Below are 17939 nucleotides of genomic sequence, written 5' to 3'. Positions count from 1 at the left end.
TGTCCTCTATGAAGGGTGATCACTCCAGCCCCTCACTGTCGCGGATCATCTTGTAGACCTGCCTGCGCCCGATCTCGGTGATCCGCGACCGGAACAACGAGTCGTCGTAGAACCGCTGCACGAGGCCGGTGTTGCCGGTGTGCCGGTCGACGACGACCTTCTCCAGGTGGTCGGCGAAGACCTCGCCGAAGTTGGCCTCGTCGTTGACCAGGGCGGCGGCCTTGAGCGAGTCGTTGCGCGCCGCCTCCTGGAGCTGCTGCTCCACCCAGATCTGGTCGGCCTCCGACAGCCCCAGGCCGTACTTGTCGTTGAGCGCGGCGATCAGATCGCGCAGCGACGTCAGTTCCGGCTCGGGTGCCGCGCCACCACCGCCGGTCGGGCCGGGGATCGTCACCTCCCCCTCGCCACGCAGGCTGAGGTCGTGCTCACCGGTCCGGCTGATCTTCAGGTGGGTGAGGTCGACCTCACCGACGTCCACGGCCGGGTCCTCCCGGCGCGGCAGCCGGTTCAGCAGGAACCGGCCGAACAGGTACAGCCGCTCCAGCTCGGGATCCACATAGGGCACGATCTGCGACAGGAAGCCGTACAGGCGCACGTATCCACGCAGGTCACCACGGAACTCCTCGGCCGCGTCCCCGTTGTTCTCCAGGTCCTCCCTCTGCCGCTCGGCGAAGCGCGCCACCGCCGGCCCGGTCAACCGGTAGAGCTCCGCGTGGGCCTTCTCCAGGTCACGCTGCGTCACCGACGTCCGCTCGGCCCGCAGGTATCCCTCGGCGAGGGCCTGCATCTCCGACTCCACCAGGAGGGCGTGCCCGAGCACGGCCGACGCCCGCGTGTACAGCAGGTTCGGGTCGATCTGCTCGGTGGCCGTGGCTTCGTAGTACGGCTTGAACGCCGCCTGAATGTCCTCGGCCTCGTTGGCGAAGTCGAGCACGAACACGTCGCCCTGCGACTTGAGCCGGTGCGTACGGTTCAACCGGGACAGCGTCTGCACGGCGGCCACACCGGCCAGCGGCTTGTCCACATACATCGTGGTCAGCAGCGGCTGGTCGAACCCCGTCTGATACTTGTCGGCGACGACCAGGATCCGATATTCCGCCTTCTCCGCGGCGTTCGGCGAGGAGTCGTCGGCACGGCAGTAGCCGTACCGTTCCGGCAACTCCCTCTCGCTGAACCCGTTGAGCCTGGACTCGGTGTATTCCGTCCCGTCGACCTCAAGGGTCTGCGAGAAGGCGATCAGCGTGCCGCAGTCGGCGTAGCCGCAGACCTCGACGTAGTCGCGGATCGCCTGACCGAGCCGTACGGCGTGCTCACGTCTGCGCGTGACGACCATCGCCTTGGCCCGCCCGCCCAGCTGCGGGGCGGTATGCCGTCGGAAGTGCTCAACGATGATCTGCGCCCGCTGCTTCATGCTGGTGGGGTGCAGCGCGGCGAACTGGGCGAGCAGTGCCTGCCCCTTGCGCTTGTCGACCTCGCGGTCGTCGGGCTCGGTGCTGATCAGCCGCCAGAACGTCTTGTAGGTGACGTAGTTCTTCAGCACGTCGAGGATGAAGCCCTCCTCGATCGCCTGCCGCATCGAGTAGACATGGAAGGCGCGCGGCTTGCCGTCCTCGCCGGGCACACCGAACAGGTTGAGTGTCTTGCTCTTCGGCGTCGCGGTGAACGCGAAGTAGGAGAGGTTGTCGTGCCTGCCCCGGGCGAGCGCGCTCGCGGTCAGCAGGTCCCCGTCCTCGTCGATGTCGTCACTGCCGAGCTTGAGCAGCACCCGCTTCAGCGCCGCCGACCCCTCCCCCGACTGCGACGAGTGCGCCTCGTCCACGACCACCGCGAACCGCTTGCCGCGCAGACCCTCGACCTTCTGCAGGACGTAGGGGAACTTCTGCAGCGTGGTGATGACGACCTTGGCGGTCTCGCCCCGCAGCGCGTCGGCGAGCTGGTCGGAGTGCTGGTCGATCCGCTGGACCACACCCGGCGTGTGCTCGAACTGGTAGATCGTCTCCTGGAGCTGCCGGTCCAGGACCACCCGGTCGGTGATCACGATGACCTTGTCGAAGACCGGCTGGTTCGGCTGATACCCCCTGGCCAGCGCCGCCTCGTCGATCTCCGCGAATCCGTCCGGGGTGTGCAGGTTGGACAGCGCGTGCGCCAGCCAGGCGATCGTGTTCGACTTGCCCGACCCGGCCGAGTGCTGGATGAGGTAGTTGTGGCCGGCACCGTGCCGCTTGGCGTGCGCGGTCATGGCCTGTACGGCGTGCCACTGATGGAACCGGGGAAAGATCAGCGGCAGCCGGTGGGCCTTGCCGGGGGACGGCTTGCGTCCCTTGCCCTTCTTCACGTCCTCGTCGTCGACGTGCAGGAACCGCTTGAGCAGGTCCAGCCAGGTGTCCGGGTGCCAGATCCGCTCCCACAGATAGGCGGTCGGATAGGCGCCGCCGGACGGGGTGCCGGGGTTGCCCGCGCCGCCCGCGTTTCCCGCGCCCGCCGTGCCCATGTTGAACGGCAGGAAGCGCGTGCTCTTCCCCGACAGCCGGGTGGTGACGGACACCAGGTCCGGGTCCACGGCGAAGTGGACGAGCGCGCGCCTGGCGAAGACCAGTTCCTTCGGGTCGCGGTCCTCGCGGTACTGCCGCTTGGCGTCCTCGACGGTCTGGCCGGTGAGCGGGTTCTTCAACTCGGCCGTGGCGACCGGAATCCCGTTGACGAACAGCGCCAGGTCCAAGGCGTCGGCCGTCTTCGCCGAGTAGCGGAACTGGCGGACGACGCTGAGGACATTCTTGCCGTACGGCTCCAGCGCGTCGGCGGCGATGGTGTGCGCGGGCCGGAAGTAAGCCAGCCTGAAGGTGATCCCCCGGTCCTTCACCCCGTGCCGGAGCACCTCCAGGGCACCCTCGTTGTCGATCGCCTTCGCCACCCGGTCCGCCAGCCGCCGCGCGGCCCCCGCCTCGTCCCCGGCCTGCGCGGTGACCAGCCGCTGCCACTCCTTCGGCTGCGTCGCCCGCACGAAGCCGAGCAGCTCGTCGGGGTTCAGCCCGAGGGCGTAGTCGTAGAGGCTGTTCGCGCCCTTGAGCCAGCCCGCTCTGAGCAGAGCCGACTCGATGGCGTCCTCGAAGACCTTCTCGTGATGCACGGGGGACACGATCACCGGTCCTTCGGTTCTGGGGATTCTCGGGTTTCTCGGACGGGAAACTTCAGAGCCCCCAATTGAAACAGAAGCCACCGGACGATGGGGGGTATTTATGGAACGTTCCGAACATTTTTCCCCAAGCGGGCACTTCGAGGGCGATTGGTCGGAGAGGAGCGCCCAAAGGACGGAAGGTGTTCGAAGGACAGAGGTAGAGGACGGCGGGGTAAGGGTCAGCCGCTGGATGAGGGCTCAGGGGTGCCGTCGGGCCAGATGCAAGGCGACGAAGCCCCCATGCTGAGCACTACGTCGTCACCGTCATAGGCGGACAGCAGCGAGAGCAGGAAGTCGTCAGGCCGAGAGCGCCCTGTCATGTTTCGGCCGTTGGCGGAAACTCCCGAGATGTAGTACCCCTGCTGCTCCCAGTGCTTTTTAATCTGACCGACGACTTCGGAAATCTTGCCCTGAGGGATGCCCCGGAGATAGTAGGAGCGATTCACCACGATCCGATCTTCCGATCCGCCGTCGGTTGGATCCAGGCACATGTTGGAGTTGAGGCTGGGAGCATAAAGGTCAAGGCGAGGCTCCGGCCGGACAACGGCAACCGTTTCCTTGATGATCTGTTCCACCCGAGCCAGCGCCTGGGCCTCGGTCATCGTTCGCCCGTCCACAGCGCTTCCTCCAGTACAACCGGTCACGATGACGACAACAACGACAAGAATCACGGCGAGGCGGGACATCTATTCACCTGTCGGCGTAGGCGAGGGGTGCGGGGTAGGCGATGGCCCACCGGCTGACATCGCAGCTGGCAGGTGCGGCGAGGGGGCGGGGTGGCTCGAAGAAGACGGAGATACGGGTGGCTCCGGGAAAGGCACAAGGTCACCATATTTACCATCGATCAGGTAGCCGATGTTGGCGAGCGAGTCAGATTCATCGTCCCAGTAGCTGGAGTGAGCCTTGAAGTTGCCTGCGAAATCTCCGGTGTCCGGAACATAAAACTGTCTAGCGCCGAACCTCGGTTCACTCGGGTCGGCCCCAAGAAACGGAACCAAGGTGCCCACATCCCCTACTAGATCGTTAGGAGCCTCCCCCACCCATACCGAGCCGACTCCCAACTCTTTCGCCTTCCTCGCACTTCCACCTGGGCTACCCGCGAAGATCAATTGATCCGCGAAGGAATGGGGACGTAGTTGCGCGGCGTCGCCGACCGTTGTCGAGCCATAGCTGTGCCCCAGGATGGTGAGCCGGGCTTCGCGGGTCGGCCTGTGTGCGGCATGCAAACCATCTGCGAAGCCGGCCAGCAACGGACCGCCTTTCCAGGCCGCAAAAGGAAGTAAGGGCGTCTCGTCATAAACTAAAAGCTTTTCCCCCCACTGCGGAGCCTCGTAGCCGAGCCAGGCGATGGAGGCGACCTTCTTGGTCAGCGCGAACCTGTTCGCCTGATCCCAGGTGACAGCGGCTCGTTCAGAGTCGGCACCCCCAAACCCCTCCAGGTTGGTGCCGGTGCCGGGAACATAGACGGCCACGTTGTCGGCCTCATCAGGGTTTCCGAACGAGACGATGGTCTTGCCCAGGCCACCCAGCTCCAACTGCAGTAGAAGCGCCGAGGGGCGGCCGTTCTGCCCACCCCGTGCCATCCCCTTCTCCACGGCGACGAGCTGGCGCATCTTCAGCTCCTGCTCCTTGATGGCCTCCTCCAGCCTCGCCGAGGACTCGCGCAGTCGTTCCAGCCTCTGGCTGAGACCGTACTTCTGATAGGGGTCGCGGATTCCCGCCATCTGGTCGCTCAGCTTCTTCGTCTCCGCCCCCAGCCCGACCGAGGAGGCACGAAGCCGCTGTATCTCCAACGGAATCGCGGCCTTCTGCGCGGCGAGATACGCCCGGTTGGCCCGGTCCCTGTCCACGGCCGGAAGACCGTTCAGGCTGCCGACCAGGCTCGGGGAGGCGTTCATCAGCTGCCCTTGGGCCAGCGGGCCGAGCTGCCGCCACCACACGCTGAGCCGCCCCGCCAGGGTCGTGTCCCTGCCGGTCCGCTGCAGGTCCACCAGCGCCTTCAACGCCGCGACGTCCCCACCGGCCGCGGCGACCGTCAGCTTCCCGACCCCGTTAGCGTCCGGTGCGTGGCCGCCGAACAGCCCGAAGGCGGCCGTCGCCTGTGAGGCCGTACCGATGTCGTGGGTCTGCTGGATCACGGCCAGCCGTTGCCGCAGGTCGCCCACCTGCTCCTCCGCCCAGACCCCGGCGTCGCCGACCTGCCGCGCGGAAGGCGAGGAGATGCACAGGGCCGACAGCTCGGCGGCGAGCCGCTGCCCAGCCTGGGGTAACTCCTGGCCCGCCCGCTGGAGATCGGCGACCAGGCGGCCCATGGCGGTGACGTCCATCCCGGAGAAGGATGACGGCTGCGCCGCCGCCACGCTCACCGACGTCGAGAACGTCGGCACCCGCGCCTGACCACCGAGCTGCCTGATCCGCCGCGCGATCTGCTCGGCCGCCGACTGGAAGGCCAGTTGAAGGCTCGCACGGCGAGCCGCGAGCGCCTGGGCGAAGGCCGGGGCTCCCCCACCGACCCACGCGTTCGCCGCCATATAACGCATACATGAATCCAGGGCCGACGCATGGCTCTGACCGAGCTGCGTAAGGCGCGACAACGCCGCTTCCAACTCCACAGTCGCATTCGCCGCCACAATGCGTCAGAGTCTCATGCAAGGCCCTACAGGATCAAGATCTGGCGTTGAAGTTTCTCCAATCAGACATTCGGGTTATGCGATCCTCGCAAAAATGATTTCATGCCGGAAATAACGAAAATTTCAGCTTCTCCCGAACCTCAGTCGGTCCGGTCAGCCAGGCCGCGAAAAACCGCCGGCCCGGCCCGCCAACGGCGGGCCGGGCCGACTTTGCGCCTCCTACCGCTCGAACCAGCGGAACGTATCACTACGAAACAGGAGGAAAAGCACGAGAACGGCCAGCCCGAGGCCGATCGCCATGATGCTGAACACGCCGAACATCATGAACGTGGCGTAGCCGTACTCCAGGACCGAGATCCCCTCGACCACGGCGGCCGCTTTCCAGGCCCACCGCCACCGCAGGCCGAAGAGGGCAGACAGCGGGCCCATCAGCACCAGGGACGCGAAGAACAGGTAGAAGAACCAGGGCATGGCATCCAGGCTGGGCAGCCCTCCCATCACGAGGAGGGCAAGGGTGAAGCAGACCATCGCGACTCCAAGGGCCGTCTGAAGCCACATGAGCAGCATGGCGGCCTTCACCTCGGCGGGCATACGCGTCTTCACCGGCGGGGGCGACGGGTCTGACGGAGTGTGCGGATCGGGCATCGGCTCTCCGGATGTCGTAGCGAACACCGAATGGTTCGCAGGCGTTTTTAAAGGAAGAAGCACGACAAGAAGAAGCCGCCGGGGAAACGTATCAACGGAGACCCGAACGATCCGCCATTACGTCCTTATCGCCGGACTTCAACAACGGAGAAATGAACCTCAACGCACGGCGCCTGTGACCGTACTTCCTCACCGGCTGGTGGCGCATCGCCACCAGAGCGGCACAGGACAGCGAAGACTGGCAGCGTATGCACACGCCGAGGCCGAACAGATCCGATCAGACCGATGCCCGCCGGGAACCCCGCTGGCCGAGATCCTCGCCCGGCGAGGAGGCCGAATGCAGGCGTATGACGTCAAGGTCCCCGACGGGATCACGATGCCCTCGATGCGAACATCCGTACTCGATGAAGATCTCGTCGTCGAGTTCGCGGATCATGCGTGACACGTGCTTCTCCACGTGACAAGCAGGGGGACGAATCAGCTGTTACGGAGCATTTTGTCGCCCCCGAGAGCAAGAAGTAGGAACATGTCAAACTGGTGCAGATTCGCCTTGTCCATGCGCCGAATCGCGTCGATCCCCGCTCGGGCGGTGTTGACATGACCAAGTGCTCCGGAGCGAGTCGCGTCAAACGCGGGGTCATAGTCAGCCCCGTGCCGGGCCTCCTGAAGCTCGCTGAACGCGCTGGCCAACACCTCGAGATCCAGAGGCACTGCTCCAGTGGCGGGGTCGACCAGGAGGAGTCTCACCACGGCTGGAGGCGTACGACCAGATGTGGCATCCTCCACCCAGCGAGCCGCCTTCTTGAAGTTGCCGTGGGCGTACCACCGGCCGATAGCCTGCTGATGCTCCACCGGACCGGTTCGAGCCGCCCTCCGGGCACCATGTTGCACAAGCTCGTAGAAGAGCGCGTAGTACGCGGTAGACGTCGCACGCCTGAGGTAAGCGGTACGAGGACGGCCACGACCTGCCGTACGACCGGCAAGCGTGTCGGCGAGGTGGAGGTGGTCTTCTGCCTTGAAGTCTCGCCTCACTGCCCGTCCTGCTGGTCTTCGCTTAGAGCGCGATCGATGACGGTCGTGCTGTCGTACTCCGCCATGTCGTCCACACGCTCCCGATCCTGGAACTCCTGCTCGGTGAAGAGCGTCACATATACGTATTCGTCGAGATTCTTTTCGGCCGCGAGCCGATTCGCCTGCCGGCGAAGCGCGTGCGTCAATTCGGCCGGCCAGCCGCCTTCGCCCGCGCCCTCCACAACGATCAGGGCTCTGAGTGCCTGCTCCCCGTCCGCGTCCAGGTACGGCTCAACCGATGTCTCCCTGATCGACAACGAGTCAGGGACTTCCAACTCTTGGATCGCCTGCGCCAGCTCTTTCAGCACTTCATCCTGGCGGTTGATGCTCATAACGCCCATCCTTGCACCCCCAGACATGATCGACGCGGAGGCTCCGGGCGCCCATGGTGCCAGTTCCGCATGATCACCTGCTGACGTTTCCGTCGAAGGTACGCGAGACACCCCTGGTGCGGTGAGGATGTGGGCGTGCTGACTGTTGAGAGCGACTCGGAGATCGAGAGAATCCTCTCCGAGCTGACCGCCTGCGGCAGGTCTGCCGCCGATGTGATCCACGAGGCGATTCACCTCACGGTACGGCTCTGCCGGATATGACAGATCCGCGTTCACCGGAGCGTTTCGCCGTGATCCCCCGGCCGGGCTTCCTGTCGAACTCGTCAGCCTTCACGGGTGGAAGGCCGACGGCCGCCCACGACGGTTGTCGGGGCGGCCGGGGGTTGTCTTAGCCGAGGTCGAACTCGCTGGCCTTCACGCCGTTGACGAAGGCGTCCCACTCGGCCGGGGTGAAGAACAGCTTGGGGCCGTCGGGGTCCTTGGAGTCGCGTACGGCGATCAGATCGGTGTGCTCGACCTTGTGACCGGGGCCATCGGGGACGTCTTTGAGCTCCGCGACCTCAACGCAGTCACCACCGTTGTTGCCGCTAAAACTCGACTTACGCCACTCCGCCCTACTCAGGTCCATCGTTCCTCCGCCGTTCTCTTGATGAGGTCTATCGACATGCTCAGTGGTAGTGCTTCTATGCGAACGGCCTCGAACTGCGTTACGGCTGCTGCGACATCTTCCTGATCGCTGGTCGTCATTCCGCGAATGGCCGTGTCCAAATACGCTATCTCGCTCCCGCCCTCCAAGGTAGCGATCACGAACCCCGCCATGAGACCGGAACGGACGCGGCCAGGGGGAACGACTTGCACACTGACTTGGGAACTGGCAATCGACACGAGATGTTCTAGCTGGTCACGCATGATCTCGTGACTTCCTACCAGACGATGCAGGACCGATTCGTCGATCACACACCGCAGGAGAGGAGGCCGAGGTTCCTCGCGGGTCAGGATGGCCTGACGCTCCAGACGTGCCGCGATCGCTTCGTCTCTGTCCCCCAGGAGACCACGGATGTAGCCCTCAGTCTGGAGCAGACCCGGCAGAACCAGTGGTTGATAGGTCCGGAGAGTGACGGCAGATTGCTCTTTGTCTCGCCACTTTCCGAACCACGACGGGATTTGCTGACCACGCCTCCAGTCGAGGAGTCGATGAAGAGCACCACCCGTGCCAAGGGCTTCGTCGCAGGTTTCAGCGAACTCCGGGCTGGCCGGAAGCTGACCGGTCTCCACACCGCTGATCAGCGACTCGCTGAAATGGATCTTCTCGGAGAGCTGACCCTGGGTGAAGCCCGCCTTCTTCCGGTAGTGACGCAACTCTCTGCCCCATATTGCCTGAGGCGTGTAGAGGTTTACCACCATGCCCTCCTTGCCGGAATTCAACAACGGATATGTGAATCCCAACGCTCGACGCTGGTAACCGTTTCACTACCAAGCGTAGCCATGTCTCGGCACCCTGAACATAGGAAATCCGAGACAGAGAGAGAATCCATGGAAGAGGCCCTCAAGGCGATCGCGGTACTGACCGAATATCGCTACACGATGGATCCAGGCTTTTGCGTGCTGGGCGAGAAGTGGATACCACGAGCGACAAAGAACGTGGCATCCGCCCGCCGGTTCGTGCGCGACCTGGCGGCCGACTGGAACACGGCGGAAGACACCCAGGAAATCGCCGAACTCCTGACCTCGGAACTCGTCACCAACGCGATCGCGTACGGCGCGGCGGACATTCCCGCCACGAGCACCATCCGCATCACGGTAGGCAGGGACGGCGAGATGATGACCGTGGACGTCTACGACTCATGCACCGCGATTCCTCGGCTGAGACGGGCCACCCACATGGAGATATCCGGAAGAGGGCTCCCCATCGTCAAAGACCTCTCCCACAACTGGGGCTGGACTCTCAACCCGTACGGCAAGTCCGTGTGGTTCCAGCTCGTGGCCTGGCCTTGAAAATCAAGAGGATCGAAAGCGGTGACCCTAACCGGCTGGGTCACCGCTCAGTTTTCAAATCCTCGCGCCGTTGCCGAATCAATCTGCCCGGTAACCGCCGCCGTGATCAGCGTCTGCCGCCGTTCTGCGAGCAGTTCAAGCTGACGATCAAGCGTGTCCATGGCCGCGTCGATCCTGTTGTTGCTATCCCGGATACTCTCGACGATCTCATGCTGCTCCTGGATCAGTGGCACAGGAATTTTGAGCATCTGAAGATCGGGCACGTAAATTGTCTTATGAGTGGAACCCATGGCAAGTCGACCAAGAAGATCTGAACGCATCGCACGCAGGCACCAAAGAAGGTAAAATGGATCGAGTCGCGGACCACACGTCCAGGTCACTAAATCCTGACTTGTGGCCATATCGGCCCCCAAGACAGCTGAATAACCAGCCGAATTCGCCGTACGGCAAAGAACAACCGTATTCTTGGGGTGAAGCTCGGCGGCACTGTTGGCAAGGCCTAGCTTGCTAATTTTTTCGCGAGTTACAGTCAGTGTTTCACGACGATCATCGCGAACTTGATGGACCTCCCCTGTTGTGACCCATGGAATTGTGCAGTCAACCCACCATTCGGGATGGGAACGACTTGGGGTGTGACCACTGCCCATGCGACTGACATAACTAAGCTTGATCACCGACCAATCTTCCGGGACCGAATCGGCCCAAGCAAGTCCTGAAGGCTTTCGCTGATGGCGGTCCTTCCCAAGTACCAGCTCGTAGACACTATTAGCTCTACGTTCGAGAAGCCGACTCTTTACCAGGCGTTGCGCCTGCGCAACCTTGTCGGTTCGAGCAGTCTCGGCATCGAGGAAGTCGGCGATGCGCCGCTGCTCTTCGAGCGATGGCAAGGGAATTCTTAGCTGCTCGATATCCGGCATATAAATCGTCTTATGTGTGGACCCCGCCGCAACCCTACGGAGATCAGGCGCCATCGCTCGCAATGCATGGAGCAGATAGCGGGGCTCAACCTTCGGACCGCAGGTCCATGTGGCGAAATCCTGGCTGGTCGCCATGTCATGGCCCATGATCGCCGAAAAGCCAACCGATGCCGTGCGGGAAAGGATGACCGTTCCCGCCGGATGCAGGACCGCTGCCGAGTTGGCGAGACCAAGATGACTGACCTTCTCTTTGGTCTCCAGCACTGTGTCACGCGTCCCATCCCGGAGCTGCCAGACATCGGCAAGCGTGATCCAGGGAAGAGTGCAGTTCTCCCAATACTCCGGATGTTGACGGCTCGGAGTATGACCTGTGCCCAACTTGGCGACGTATCTGATCGGGACAGTAGGCCACTGCGACTGGGCGAGCCATGGAGCCAAATCCGTCCCGCTCATCGAGTCACCTCACCCAGGAGCTTCTGGATCTCGGCCTCCAGCGCCTTCAGCTCCGCGTCGATCTCCTCCAGCGGCCGGGGCGGCGTATACACGTAGAAATGCCTCGTGAATGGGATCTCGAAGCCGATCTTGGTTTTGGAGTGATCCACCCAGGCATCTGGGACGTGCGGCAGGACCTCGCGCTTCAAGTATTCCTCGATCTCGGCCTCCCGCTCGGCCGGAGTCGAGTTCATCGACGTCAGCGGCACGTTCTCGTTATCGCGCAGGTCCGCATCGGGCAGTGGGTTGTTCTTCCGGTCGGTCTGGAGCTGGCCTTCGGGGTCGCTGACCGCGACCTCGTTCCAGATCGCGGCCTCGACCGGCTTCGGAAGCTTGCTCAGCCCGTTCTCCGCCAGAGCAGCATCCAGCTTCCCAGCGAACTCCAGCTTCGTGGCGCACGCCGTACCAACCAGGGAGGCGAGAGCGGCGAGCAGCGCGTCCCGCTGCTCGAACTTAGCGACCGCCTTGGCCTCGGCCACCGCCTCGGCGGTCTGCTCGGTGGCCTCGAAGCGCTGGCGGAGCGGGCGCTCGACGGTGATGCGCTGGTAGCCGAAGGCGTGGCGGGGGAAGATCTTCACCTTGGCATGGTGCTCGTGCTCCGCATCATCCGCGATCGCCAGGGCGTCCTTGTAGATCGCGGTCAGGTCGGTGATCTGGTCGTCGGGGATGAGCTTGCGCTTGTCGCCGAGGGACTTGCGCATCTTCGTCCAGCATCCCCGTGCGTCCAGCAGGATCACCTTGTCCTTCAAGACAGCGGCCTTGCGGTTGGACAGGATCCAGAAGTAGGTGGAGATGCCGGTGTTGTAGAAGAGCTGGTCGGGCAGCGCGACGATCGCCTCCAGCCAGTCGTTCTCCAGGATCCAGCGGCGGATGTTCGACTCGCCCGACTCGGCCGCGCCGGTGAACAGCGGGGAGCCGTTGAAGACGATGGCGATGCGGGAGCCGCCCTGCTCGACCGGCTTCATGTGGGAGATCATGTGCTGCAGGAAGAGGAACGAGCCGTCGTTGATCCGGGGCGTGCCCGCGCCGAAGCGCCCGGCCCAGCCGAGGTTGTCGGCCTCGTCCTGGACCTGCCGCTGGACCTTCTTCCACTCCACGCCGAACGGCGGGTTGGCCAGCAGGTAGTCGAACTTCCTGTCCTCGTGGCCCCGGAGGACGAAGGAGTTGCCGAGAACGATCTGGGAGGGGTCCTGGCCCTTGAGCATCATGTCCGAGCGGCAGATCGCCCAGGACTCGGGGTTGAGCTCCTGGCCGGCGACCTTGACCGTGGCCTTCTTGTTGTAGCGGGTGATGTGCTCCTCGGCGGCCGACAGGATGCCGCCGGTGCCGCAGGCCGGGTCGTAGATGGTCCGGACGATGCCGGGCGTCATCACGTCCTCGTCGTCGGGGGCCATCAGCAGGTTGACCATCAGCCGGATGACCTCGCGCGGGGTGAAGTGCTCACCGGCGGTCTCGTTGGAGATCTCGGAGAACTTCCGGATCAGCTCCTCGAAGACGTAACCCATCTGGTGGTTGTCGACGACGTCGGGGTGCAGGTCGATGTCGGCGAACTTCGCGGTCACCAGGTAGAGCAGCCCGGCCTCCTCCAGCCGGGTGATCTGATCGTCGAAACGGTATTTCTCCAGCACCTCGACCGCACCCGGCGAGAAGCCCCCGATGTAGGCGCGCAGGTTCTTGGCCACGTTGTCGGAGTCGCCGAGCAGCTTCCCGAAGTCGAGCGGGCTGACGTTGTAGAAGCTCGCGTCCGCGACACCCCGCAGCAGCCGGTCCTTCGCCCCGTCCGGCAGAGCGCCGCCCGCGAGCTCCCCGGCCTTGGCGAGAACGGCGGCCTTGGTCGGCTCCAGCACGCAGTCGAGGCGGCGCAGCACAGTGAAGGGCAGGATGACCTTGCCGTACTCCGACTGCCGGTAGTCACCGCGCAGCAGGTCGGCCACCGACCAGATGAAGTCCGCGTACTTCTGGTGGTTACCGCTCACGGGTTTCCCTTCACATCGTTGTCGTTACACGGCCGGACGCTGCCGTGGGTCAGGCCGTCGGCTGTCAGCTGAATCAGGTTCTCACCCAGCTCGGCCGCCTGGCGCAGCGCGGACTCGAACGCCGCCAGGCGCCGGAACGCCTCGCCGTACGCCCGCTGCTCCTCGATCGGCAGCAACGGCACCTCCGCACGCCGTACGTCTACCCGAATATTGGTGGACATGGAGCTGTAATGCCGCAGATTGCTGGAACTGCAGAGGAAACCCGCGAGGAAGTCGGGGTCGAGCGTCTCCGGGTCGGGCCGCAGGAGGTGGAGGTGGGTGCCGAGTACGGCGCCGCCCTGGGTGAGCACTCTCGCGACGGGTGAGCGCACGATCTGGGGCACCGCGACGTCGCCCGGCCGGGTGAGGATCTCCCGCTGCACCGCGCGCTCGGGTGTCTTCCCCGAGGCCGGTCTGCCCGCGATGACGTCTTCGGCGGTGAGGACGGCTGAGTCGTCGGGGACCTCCGAGGTCTCACCCGGACGGGTCGGGGCCTGCTGCTGGACGGTGAGCATGCCGCGCCGCAGGAGCTCCGAGAGTGGCACCAGGGCGAGATCCCGAGGCTCGGTGGTGGTGACGGGGACCAGCTCGGCCAGGACGCGGAGCAGGTCCACCACGCGGTTGCGAGCCCCGGTGACCCGTTCGGGCGAGAGGTCCTCGGAGGCCGTGGACAGGTATCTGGCGGGGGTCAGGTCGACCTCGTCGTCCAGCAGGTCGACGAGCGGGACCGAACGGCTCACCCCGGGCTCGTCCAGCTCGCGCCCCTCGGCGAACTCCCGCCAGGCCACGACGGCCACCTCGGCGTAGTCGTCCGGATGTGCTGAGGTGTCGACCATCAGGACGTGGCTGGGGGTGCGGGCCTCGGCGGGTCTGCGCAGGACCCAGAGGGTCAGGGCGACCGCGACGTTGGGGACGCTGCCCGCGGGGAGTGCGACGACGGCGCGCAGTGCGCCGCGGCGCAGGAGCTGGGCGCGGATCCGGCGGCCTGACCTGCGGTTGCCGACGGCGGGCGGCATCAGCAGGACGGCGATGCCGTCGGCTTTGAGATGGGCGAGCGCGTGCTGGACCCAGGCGAGCTCCGACTCCATCCGGGGCGGCAGGCCGTACTCCCAGCGGGGGTCGGCGGTCAGTTCCTCGTAGCCCCAGCCCCGGTCGTTGAACGGCGGGTTGCTCACCACCACGTCGGCCGTTTCGCCGGGGAAGGCGTCGGCGCGCAGGGAGTCACCGGTGCGGATGTCGGCGTTCTCGGTGCGCAGCGCGAGCCGTACGGCGGTGAGCCGGGCGGTGGTCCGGTCGGCGTCCTGGCCGGTGACCCTGGCCCCGGGCAGACGATCCAGCGCGCCGACGAGGAAGCCGCCGGCCCCGCAGGCGGGGTCGAAGACGGTCCAGGCGTCGGAGCCCGCGTCGCTCCGGATGTCGCTCCCGGTGTCGTGGACGGCCCGAGCACCGGTCCGGGCGTCGATCCCGGCCAGGTCCAGGCTGAGCGCGACGATCTCGGGTGGGGTGAGGTAGACCCGCCGGGAGTGCACCTCGAAGTAGCGTTCACACAGGAACTCGAAGGCGTCCGGGGCGCCGCGCTCCGTGGCGAGTGCGGCGACGGAACGGATCAGGGGCACCGCGTCGGCGGCCAGGGACGCGGGGAAGGCTCCGATGACCTCGCGCACCCTTCCGGGAAGCTCGGCCGCGACGGTCGCGTCGTCGCCGGCCGCGAGGTCCGTCCAGTCACCGCCCCTGCGGTGCGTGTAGACGAGGAACGCGCCGAGGTCGGCGATCAGGCCGGCGAGCTCGTCGTCGTCCGCGACGGCCCGCAGGTCCTGCCAGAGCCATTCGTCGGGCGGGAGCTCCCTGTTGTCGCCATGGGAGAGCAGCCAGGTCCGGATCTCCCCCAGGGCGAAGGCCGGGCTGGTGGCCGTGCCGCCGACCGGCTCGGGGAAGTCGTCGTGGCGGCGTCTCCAGTTGCTCACCGCCGCCCGGCCCACTCCGGCCAGCCGCGCGATGTCGGCAGCGGTCACCTGGACGTCTCGCCGCATGTCGGCCGCCTTCCAAAGAACCCCGATGTAAACCGGACCCTATCGCGAGGAGTCTTCTCTGAGCAATGTCGCGGAAATAGTTGGTTGATTCCATCAACACGTGCTCTACTGAATGGCGTCGGCCACGTTGCACCATCAGCGGAAGGAACGATGGCTCGTGATCACCTCCCCCATGCGCATCGACGAGTTCCGAGCAGGCATCGCGCTGCTCCCTGGCGACCTGGTGACCCGCGCCGAGGCGCTCAAGCTCTACGCGACACGCCGCCCCGGCTGCCCAGACTGCGAGAGCGCCTGCGACTCCGTCCGCCTCGCCTTCAGTGCCGCGTCCTTCGGAGACCTCCCGGCGGCCGGGCGGCTGCTCACCGCCGCGGAACGGAGTGCCCGGCTGACCTCGCACGCGGCCGGATGCGGGCGCGGAGGCCTGCGGTCGGTCAGAGGCGTGCCCGGAAACCACGGCCGGGTGGCGGGACACTGGGCCACGGCGGGACCGCTGACAGCCGCCACCGACGCCAGCTGGAAGAGCAGGATCTGCGGGATCGGCTACGTCACGAGTGAGGGCTGCTGGGGCCTGCGCGGCTGGAGCGTGGACCGGCACGACCCCACCGGCCCCTCCAAGGTCCTGGTCAACGAGCTTCGGGCGGTCGACCTGTTGCTCCGGGCCGTGGGCAGGCCCGACGTCCTGCTGGTGGACAGTCTCCGGGCCCTGAGCTTCCTGCACGCCTGGCAGCGCGGTGACACCGAGCACCTGCCCGAGGGCTACGACCTGCGGCCCCGGCGGAACGGGCCGCCGGCCCTGGTCCGGCTCGCCGAGCACGTCGCCGAGCTGGACGGGCTCACCGTCCAGCACGTCAAGGGGCATTCGGGGCACCTGCTCAACGAGGCGGCCGACTCGCTGGCCTCCATCGCCCGCCGAGCGGTCACCGAGAGGTTCGACGCCACCGGCCGGGCCGGCGGTCTCGTCTCCTCCTTCCTGTCCTCCTGGCACCAGCGCCCTGCGGCCGCCTGACTTTTCCCGGTTCCACAGTCCTGTCGGAGCTTCCTCCGCAGGCCCCGGCCGTACGGCCCGCCGACCGTGTGCGGCCGGCCGGGGCCGGATGTCCCCTGCCCCACCCCGATAAAGGAGTCCCTCATGTTCAAGCGTGTCCTGGCCGTGTTCACCCTGGCCGCCGCGACCCTCACGACCGGTGCCGTCGCCTCCACCGCCACCGCCACCGCCACCGCCACCGCCACCGCCGGCAAGACCTACCGCGGCGAGGGCGACCAGGTCATCCGCGTCTCCGTCACCAAGGCCCCCGGCCTGCTGGAGTTCAGCCACGACGGCGAGGCCAACTTCATCGTTCACACGATCAATCCGGCGGGGAAGAAGGCGGAGCTCCTGGTCAACACCATCGGTTCCTACGACGGCACCGTGCTGTACAACACCTACGGCGGCAAGGGCACCGCGGCGCTGGAGATCAAGGCCGACGGTGCCTGGACCGCCCGGTTCAAGCCGGTGACCACGGCCCGCTGCTGGTGTGCCGGGACCATCCGCGGCGACGGCGACCAGGTGCTCAAGCTCTCCCCCACCCGGGGCCTGCGCACCGTCCGCGCCACCCACAACGGTGAGGCCAACTTCATCGTCTTCGGCTACACCCGCGTCGGCTTCTACGGCGACCTGCTGTTCAACAAGATCGGCGGCTACAAGGGCAATGCCCTGCTGCCCACCGGCACTCGCCTGGTCACCGTCAAGGCCGACGGCCCCTGGACCCTCACCCGCCGCTGACCCGAGGCCGCACCCAGGGGAGGCGTGGTTCAGCAGGGCGGATCGCACCTCGGCCCACGGCGGACCGGCGGCGACAGCAGAGGCATTCGAAAACGGCATCGTGACACCTCTTTCTGTCACTCTGACAAAAAGCTAGTCTCGTCGTATGACCGACGACCGCTGGGTGCCGCCCCCCGTTCTTCTCACCGTCGACCTTGTGATCTTGACGTTGCGTGAGTCGCGCTTACAGGTGCTGCTCGTCGAGCGCGGCGTCGAGCCGTACAAGGGCGATCTGGCGCTACCCGGCGGCTTTCTTCAGCACGCCGAGGAGGACCTCATCACCGCGGCTCACCGGGAGCTGTCAGAGGAGGCCGACCTGGACGTCGAGACCCTGCGTCTGGAGCAGTCCGGCGTGTACGGCGCGCCCGGCCGTGACCCGCGCGGCCGGGTGGTGTCGGTGGCCTATCTGGCGATCGCACCGCGCCTGCCGGAGCCGACCGCCGGAACGGACGCGGCCGACGCCAGATGGCAACCGGTCGATCACGTGCTTTCCGGAGACCTGGAGCTCGCCTTCGACCATCGGCGGATCGTCGAGGACGGTGTCGAACGCGCTCGAGTCAAGCTTGAGCACTCCGCGCTCGCGACGGCGTTCTGCGGGCCGATCTTCACGATCACCGAGCTTCAGGAGGTGTACGAGGCGGTGTGGGGGATCCCGCTCGATCCCCGCAACTTCTATCGCAAGGTCCAGAAGACCGATGGATTCATCATCCCGGCCGGTTCGGCGCGGAAGTCCGCGACCGGGCGGCCGGCCCGGCTGTTCAAAGCGGGCCGGCGCGAGGTCTTGTACCCACCGATGGTCCGGCCGTCCGAGTCGTCGAACGCGAAGGAGCAATGAC

The 17939-nt window shown here is 65.8% G+C and carries 16 protein-coding genes; 5 read left to right on the top strand and 11 right to left on the bottom strand.

Annotated features, from left to right (window positions below; genetic code table 11):
* Positions 1-19: 19 nt before the first annotated feature.
* The 6 genes from BM085_RS10005 to BM085_RS09980 form a co-directional block, all read right to left on the bottom strand.
* A complete protein-coding gene (locus BM085_RS10005) occupies positions 20-3136 on the bottom strand; it encodes a type I restriction endonuclease subunit R (RefSeq protein ID WP_093886861.1) in 3117 nt (1038 codons plus the stop codon).
* 218 nt (positions 3137-3354) lie between these two features.
* Entirely contained in the window at positions 3355-3861 is a 507-nt protein-coding gene (locus BM085_RS10000) for a hypothetical protein (protein ID WP_093886722.1), read from the bottom strand.
* Complete coding sequence (locus tag BM085_RS09995) at positions 3862-5787, bottom strand: alpha/beta hydrolase (protein WP_245789228.1); 1926 nt, start codon at positions 5785-5787, stop codon at positions 3862-3864.
* Between the two features lie 237 nt (positions 5788-6024).
* Entirely contained in the window at positions 6025-6396 is a 372-nt protein-coding gene (locus tag BM085_RS09990) for a hypothetical protein (RefSeq protein ID WP_093886721.1), read from the bottom strand.
* 531 nt (positions 6397-6927) lie between these two features.
* Positions 6928-7302 (bottom strand): hypothetical protein, encoded by a 375-nt coding sequence (locus BM085_RS09985; protein ID WP_143120872.1) that lies wholly within the window; start codon positions 7300-7302, stop codon positions 6928-6930.
* Between the two features lie 176 nt (positions 7303-7478).
* A complete protein-coding gene (locus BM085_RS09980) occupies positions 7479-7853 on the bottom strand; it encodes a hypothetical protein (protein WP_093886719.1) in 375 nt (124 codons plus the stop codon).
* Positions 7854-7988: 135 nt separating this feature from the next.
* On the opposite strand from BM085_RS09980, the gene BM085_RS46765 reads away from it, so the two are divergent.
* Positions 7989-8114 (top strand): hypothetical protein, encoded by a 126-nt coding sequence (locus BM085_RS46765; RefSeq protein WP_281249834.1) that lies wholly within the window; start codon positions 7989-7991, stop codon positions 8112-8114.
* A gap of 127 nt (positions 8115-8241) precedes the next feature.
* Here the strand turns inward: BM085_RS46765 and BM085_RS09975 are convergent, their stop codons facing one another.
* Positions 8242-8481: a DUF397 domain-containing protein gene (locus tag BM085_RS09975; protein WP_093886718.1), complete on the bottom strand. Its 240-nt coding sequence runs from the start codon at positions 8479-8481 to the stop codon at positions 8242-8244.
* Positions 8472-9257 (bottom strand): helix-turn-helix domain-containing protein, encoded by a 786-nt coding sequence (locus tag BM085_RS09970; RefSeq protein ID WP_093886717.1) that lies wholly within the window; start codon positions 9255-9257, stop codon positions 8472-8474. The genes BM085_RS09975 and BM085_RS09970 overlap by 10 nt, the downstream gene beginning before the upstream one ends.
* 129 nt (positions 9258-9386) lie before the next feature.
* Here BM085_RS09970 and BM085_RS09965 point away from each other — a divergent pair, with 129 nt between their 5' ends.
* Positions 9387-9848, top strand: coding sequence for an ATP-binding protein (locus tag BM085_RS09965; RefSeq protein WP_177245032.1), 462 nt, complete (start codon positions 9387-9389; stop codon positions 9846-9848).
* 47 nt (positions 9849-9895) lie between these two features.
* On the opposite strand, the gene BM085_RS09960 is transcribed toward BM085_RS09965, so the two are convergent.
* Genes BM085_RS09960 through BM085_RS09950 form a run of 3 tightly spaced genes read right to left on the bottom strand, consistent with a single transcriptional unit; the run spans position 9896 to position 15302 of the window.
* The gene (locus BM085_RS09960; RefSeq protein ID WP_093886715.1) at positions 9896-11218 is read right to left on the bottom strand and encodes a restriction endonuclease subunit S; all 1323 of its coding nucleotides are present in this window, start codon (positions 11216-11218) and stop codon (positions 9896-9898) included.
* Positions 11215-13233, bottom strand: coding sequence for a type I restriction-modification system subunit M (locus BM085_RS09955; RefSeq protein ID WP_093886714.1), 2019 nt, complete (start codon positions 13231-13233; stop codon positions 11215-11217). Before BM085_RS09955 ends, BM085_RS09960 begins: the two co-directional genes overlap by 4 nt.
* Complete coding sequence (locus tag BM085_RS09950; protein WP_093886713.1) at positions 13230-15302, bottom strand: N-6 DNA methylase; 2073 nt, start codon at positions 15300-15302, stop codon at positions 13230-13232. The genes BM085_RS09955 and BM085_RS09950 overlap by 4 nt, the downstream gene beginning before the upstream one ends.
* A gap of 157 nt (positions 15303-15459) precedes the next feature.
* Between BM085_RS09950 and BM085_RS09945 the strand changes: the two genes are divergently transcribed.
* The 3 genes from BM085_RS09945 (at position 15460) to BM085_RS09935 (ending at position 17938) form a co-directional block, all read left to right on the top strand.
* Positions 15460-16308 (top strand): RNase H family protein, encoded by an 849-nt coding sequence (locus tag BM085_RS09945; RefSeq protein ID WP_093886712.1) that lies wholly within the window; start codon positions 15460-15462, stop codon positions 16306-16308.
* A 123-nt stretch (positions 16309-16431) separates the two neighbouring features.
* Entirely contained in the window at positions 16432-17064 is a 633-nt protein-coding gene (locus BM085_RS09940; RefSeq protein WP_093886711.1) for a hypothetical protein, read from the top strand.
* A gap of 145 nt (positions 17065-17209) precedes the next feature.
* A complete protein-coding gene (locus tag BM085_RS09935; protein ID WP_093886710.1) occupies positions 17210-17938 on the top strand; it encodes an NUDIX hydrolase in 729 nt (242 codons plus the stop codon).
* Position 17939: the final 1 nt, after the last annotated feature.

The sequence above is a fragment of the Streptosporangium canum genome (assembly GCF_900113865.1).
Lineage (GTDB): Bacteria > Actinomycetota > Actinomycetes > Streptosporangiales > Streptosporangiaceae > Streptosporangium > Streptosporangium canum.
The sequence above is the reverse complement of the archived record's forward strand: the minus strand, read 5'-3'. Positions and strand labels throughout refer to the sequence as shown.

Excerpts from the sequence above, each read along its gene's own strand:
- BM085_RS10000 (WP_093886722.1), bottom strand. The coding sequence starts at position 3,861 with ATGTCCCGCCTCGCCGTGATTCTTGTCGTTGTTGTCGTCATCGTGACC.
- BM085_RS09990 (WP_093886721.1), bottom strand. The coding sequence starts at position 6,396 with ATGCCCGCCGAGGTGAAGGCCGCCATGCTGCTCATGTGGCTTCAGACG.
- BM085_RS09980 (WP_093886719.1), bottom strand. The coding sequence starts at position 7,853 with ATGAGCATCAACCGCCAGGATGAAGTGCTGAAAGAGCTGGCGCAGGCG.
- BM085_RS09975 (WP_093886718.1), bottom strand. The coding sequence starts at position 8,481 with ATGGACCTGAGTAGGGCGGAGTGGCGTAAGTCGAGTTTTAGCGGCAAC.
- BM085_RS09970 (WP_093886717.1), bottom strand. The coding sequence starts at position 9,257 with ATGGTGGTAAACCTCTACACGCCTCAGGCAATATGGGGCAGAGAGTTG.
- BM085_RS09965 (WP_177245032.1), top strand. The coding sequence starts at position 9,387 with ATGGAAGAGGCCCTCAAGGCGATCGCGGTACTGACCGAATATCGCTAC.
- BM085_RS09960 (WP_093886715.1), bottom strand. The coding sequence starts at position 11,218 with ATGAGCGGGACGGATTTGGCTCCATGGCTCGCCCAGTCGCAGTGGCCT.
- BM085_RS09950 (WP_093886713.1), bottom strand. The coding sequence starts at position 15,302 with ATGCGGCGAGACGTCCAGGTGACCGCTGCCGACATCGCGCGGCTGGCC.
- BM085_RS09940 (WP_093886711.1), top strand. The coding sequence starts at position 16,432 with ATGTTCAAGCGTGTCCTGGCCGTGTTCACCCTGGCCGCCGCGACCCTC.
- BM085_RS09935 (WP_093886710.1), top strand. The coding sequence starts at position 17,210 with ATGACCGACGACCGCTGGGTGCCGCCCCCCGTTCTTCTCACCGTCGAC.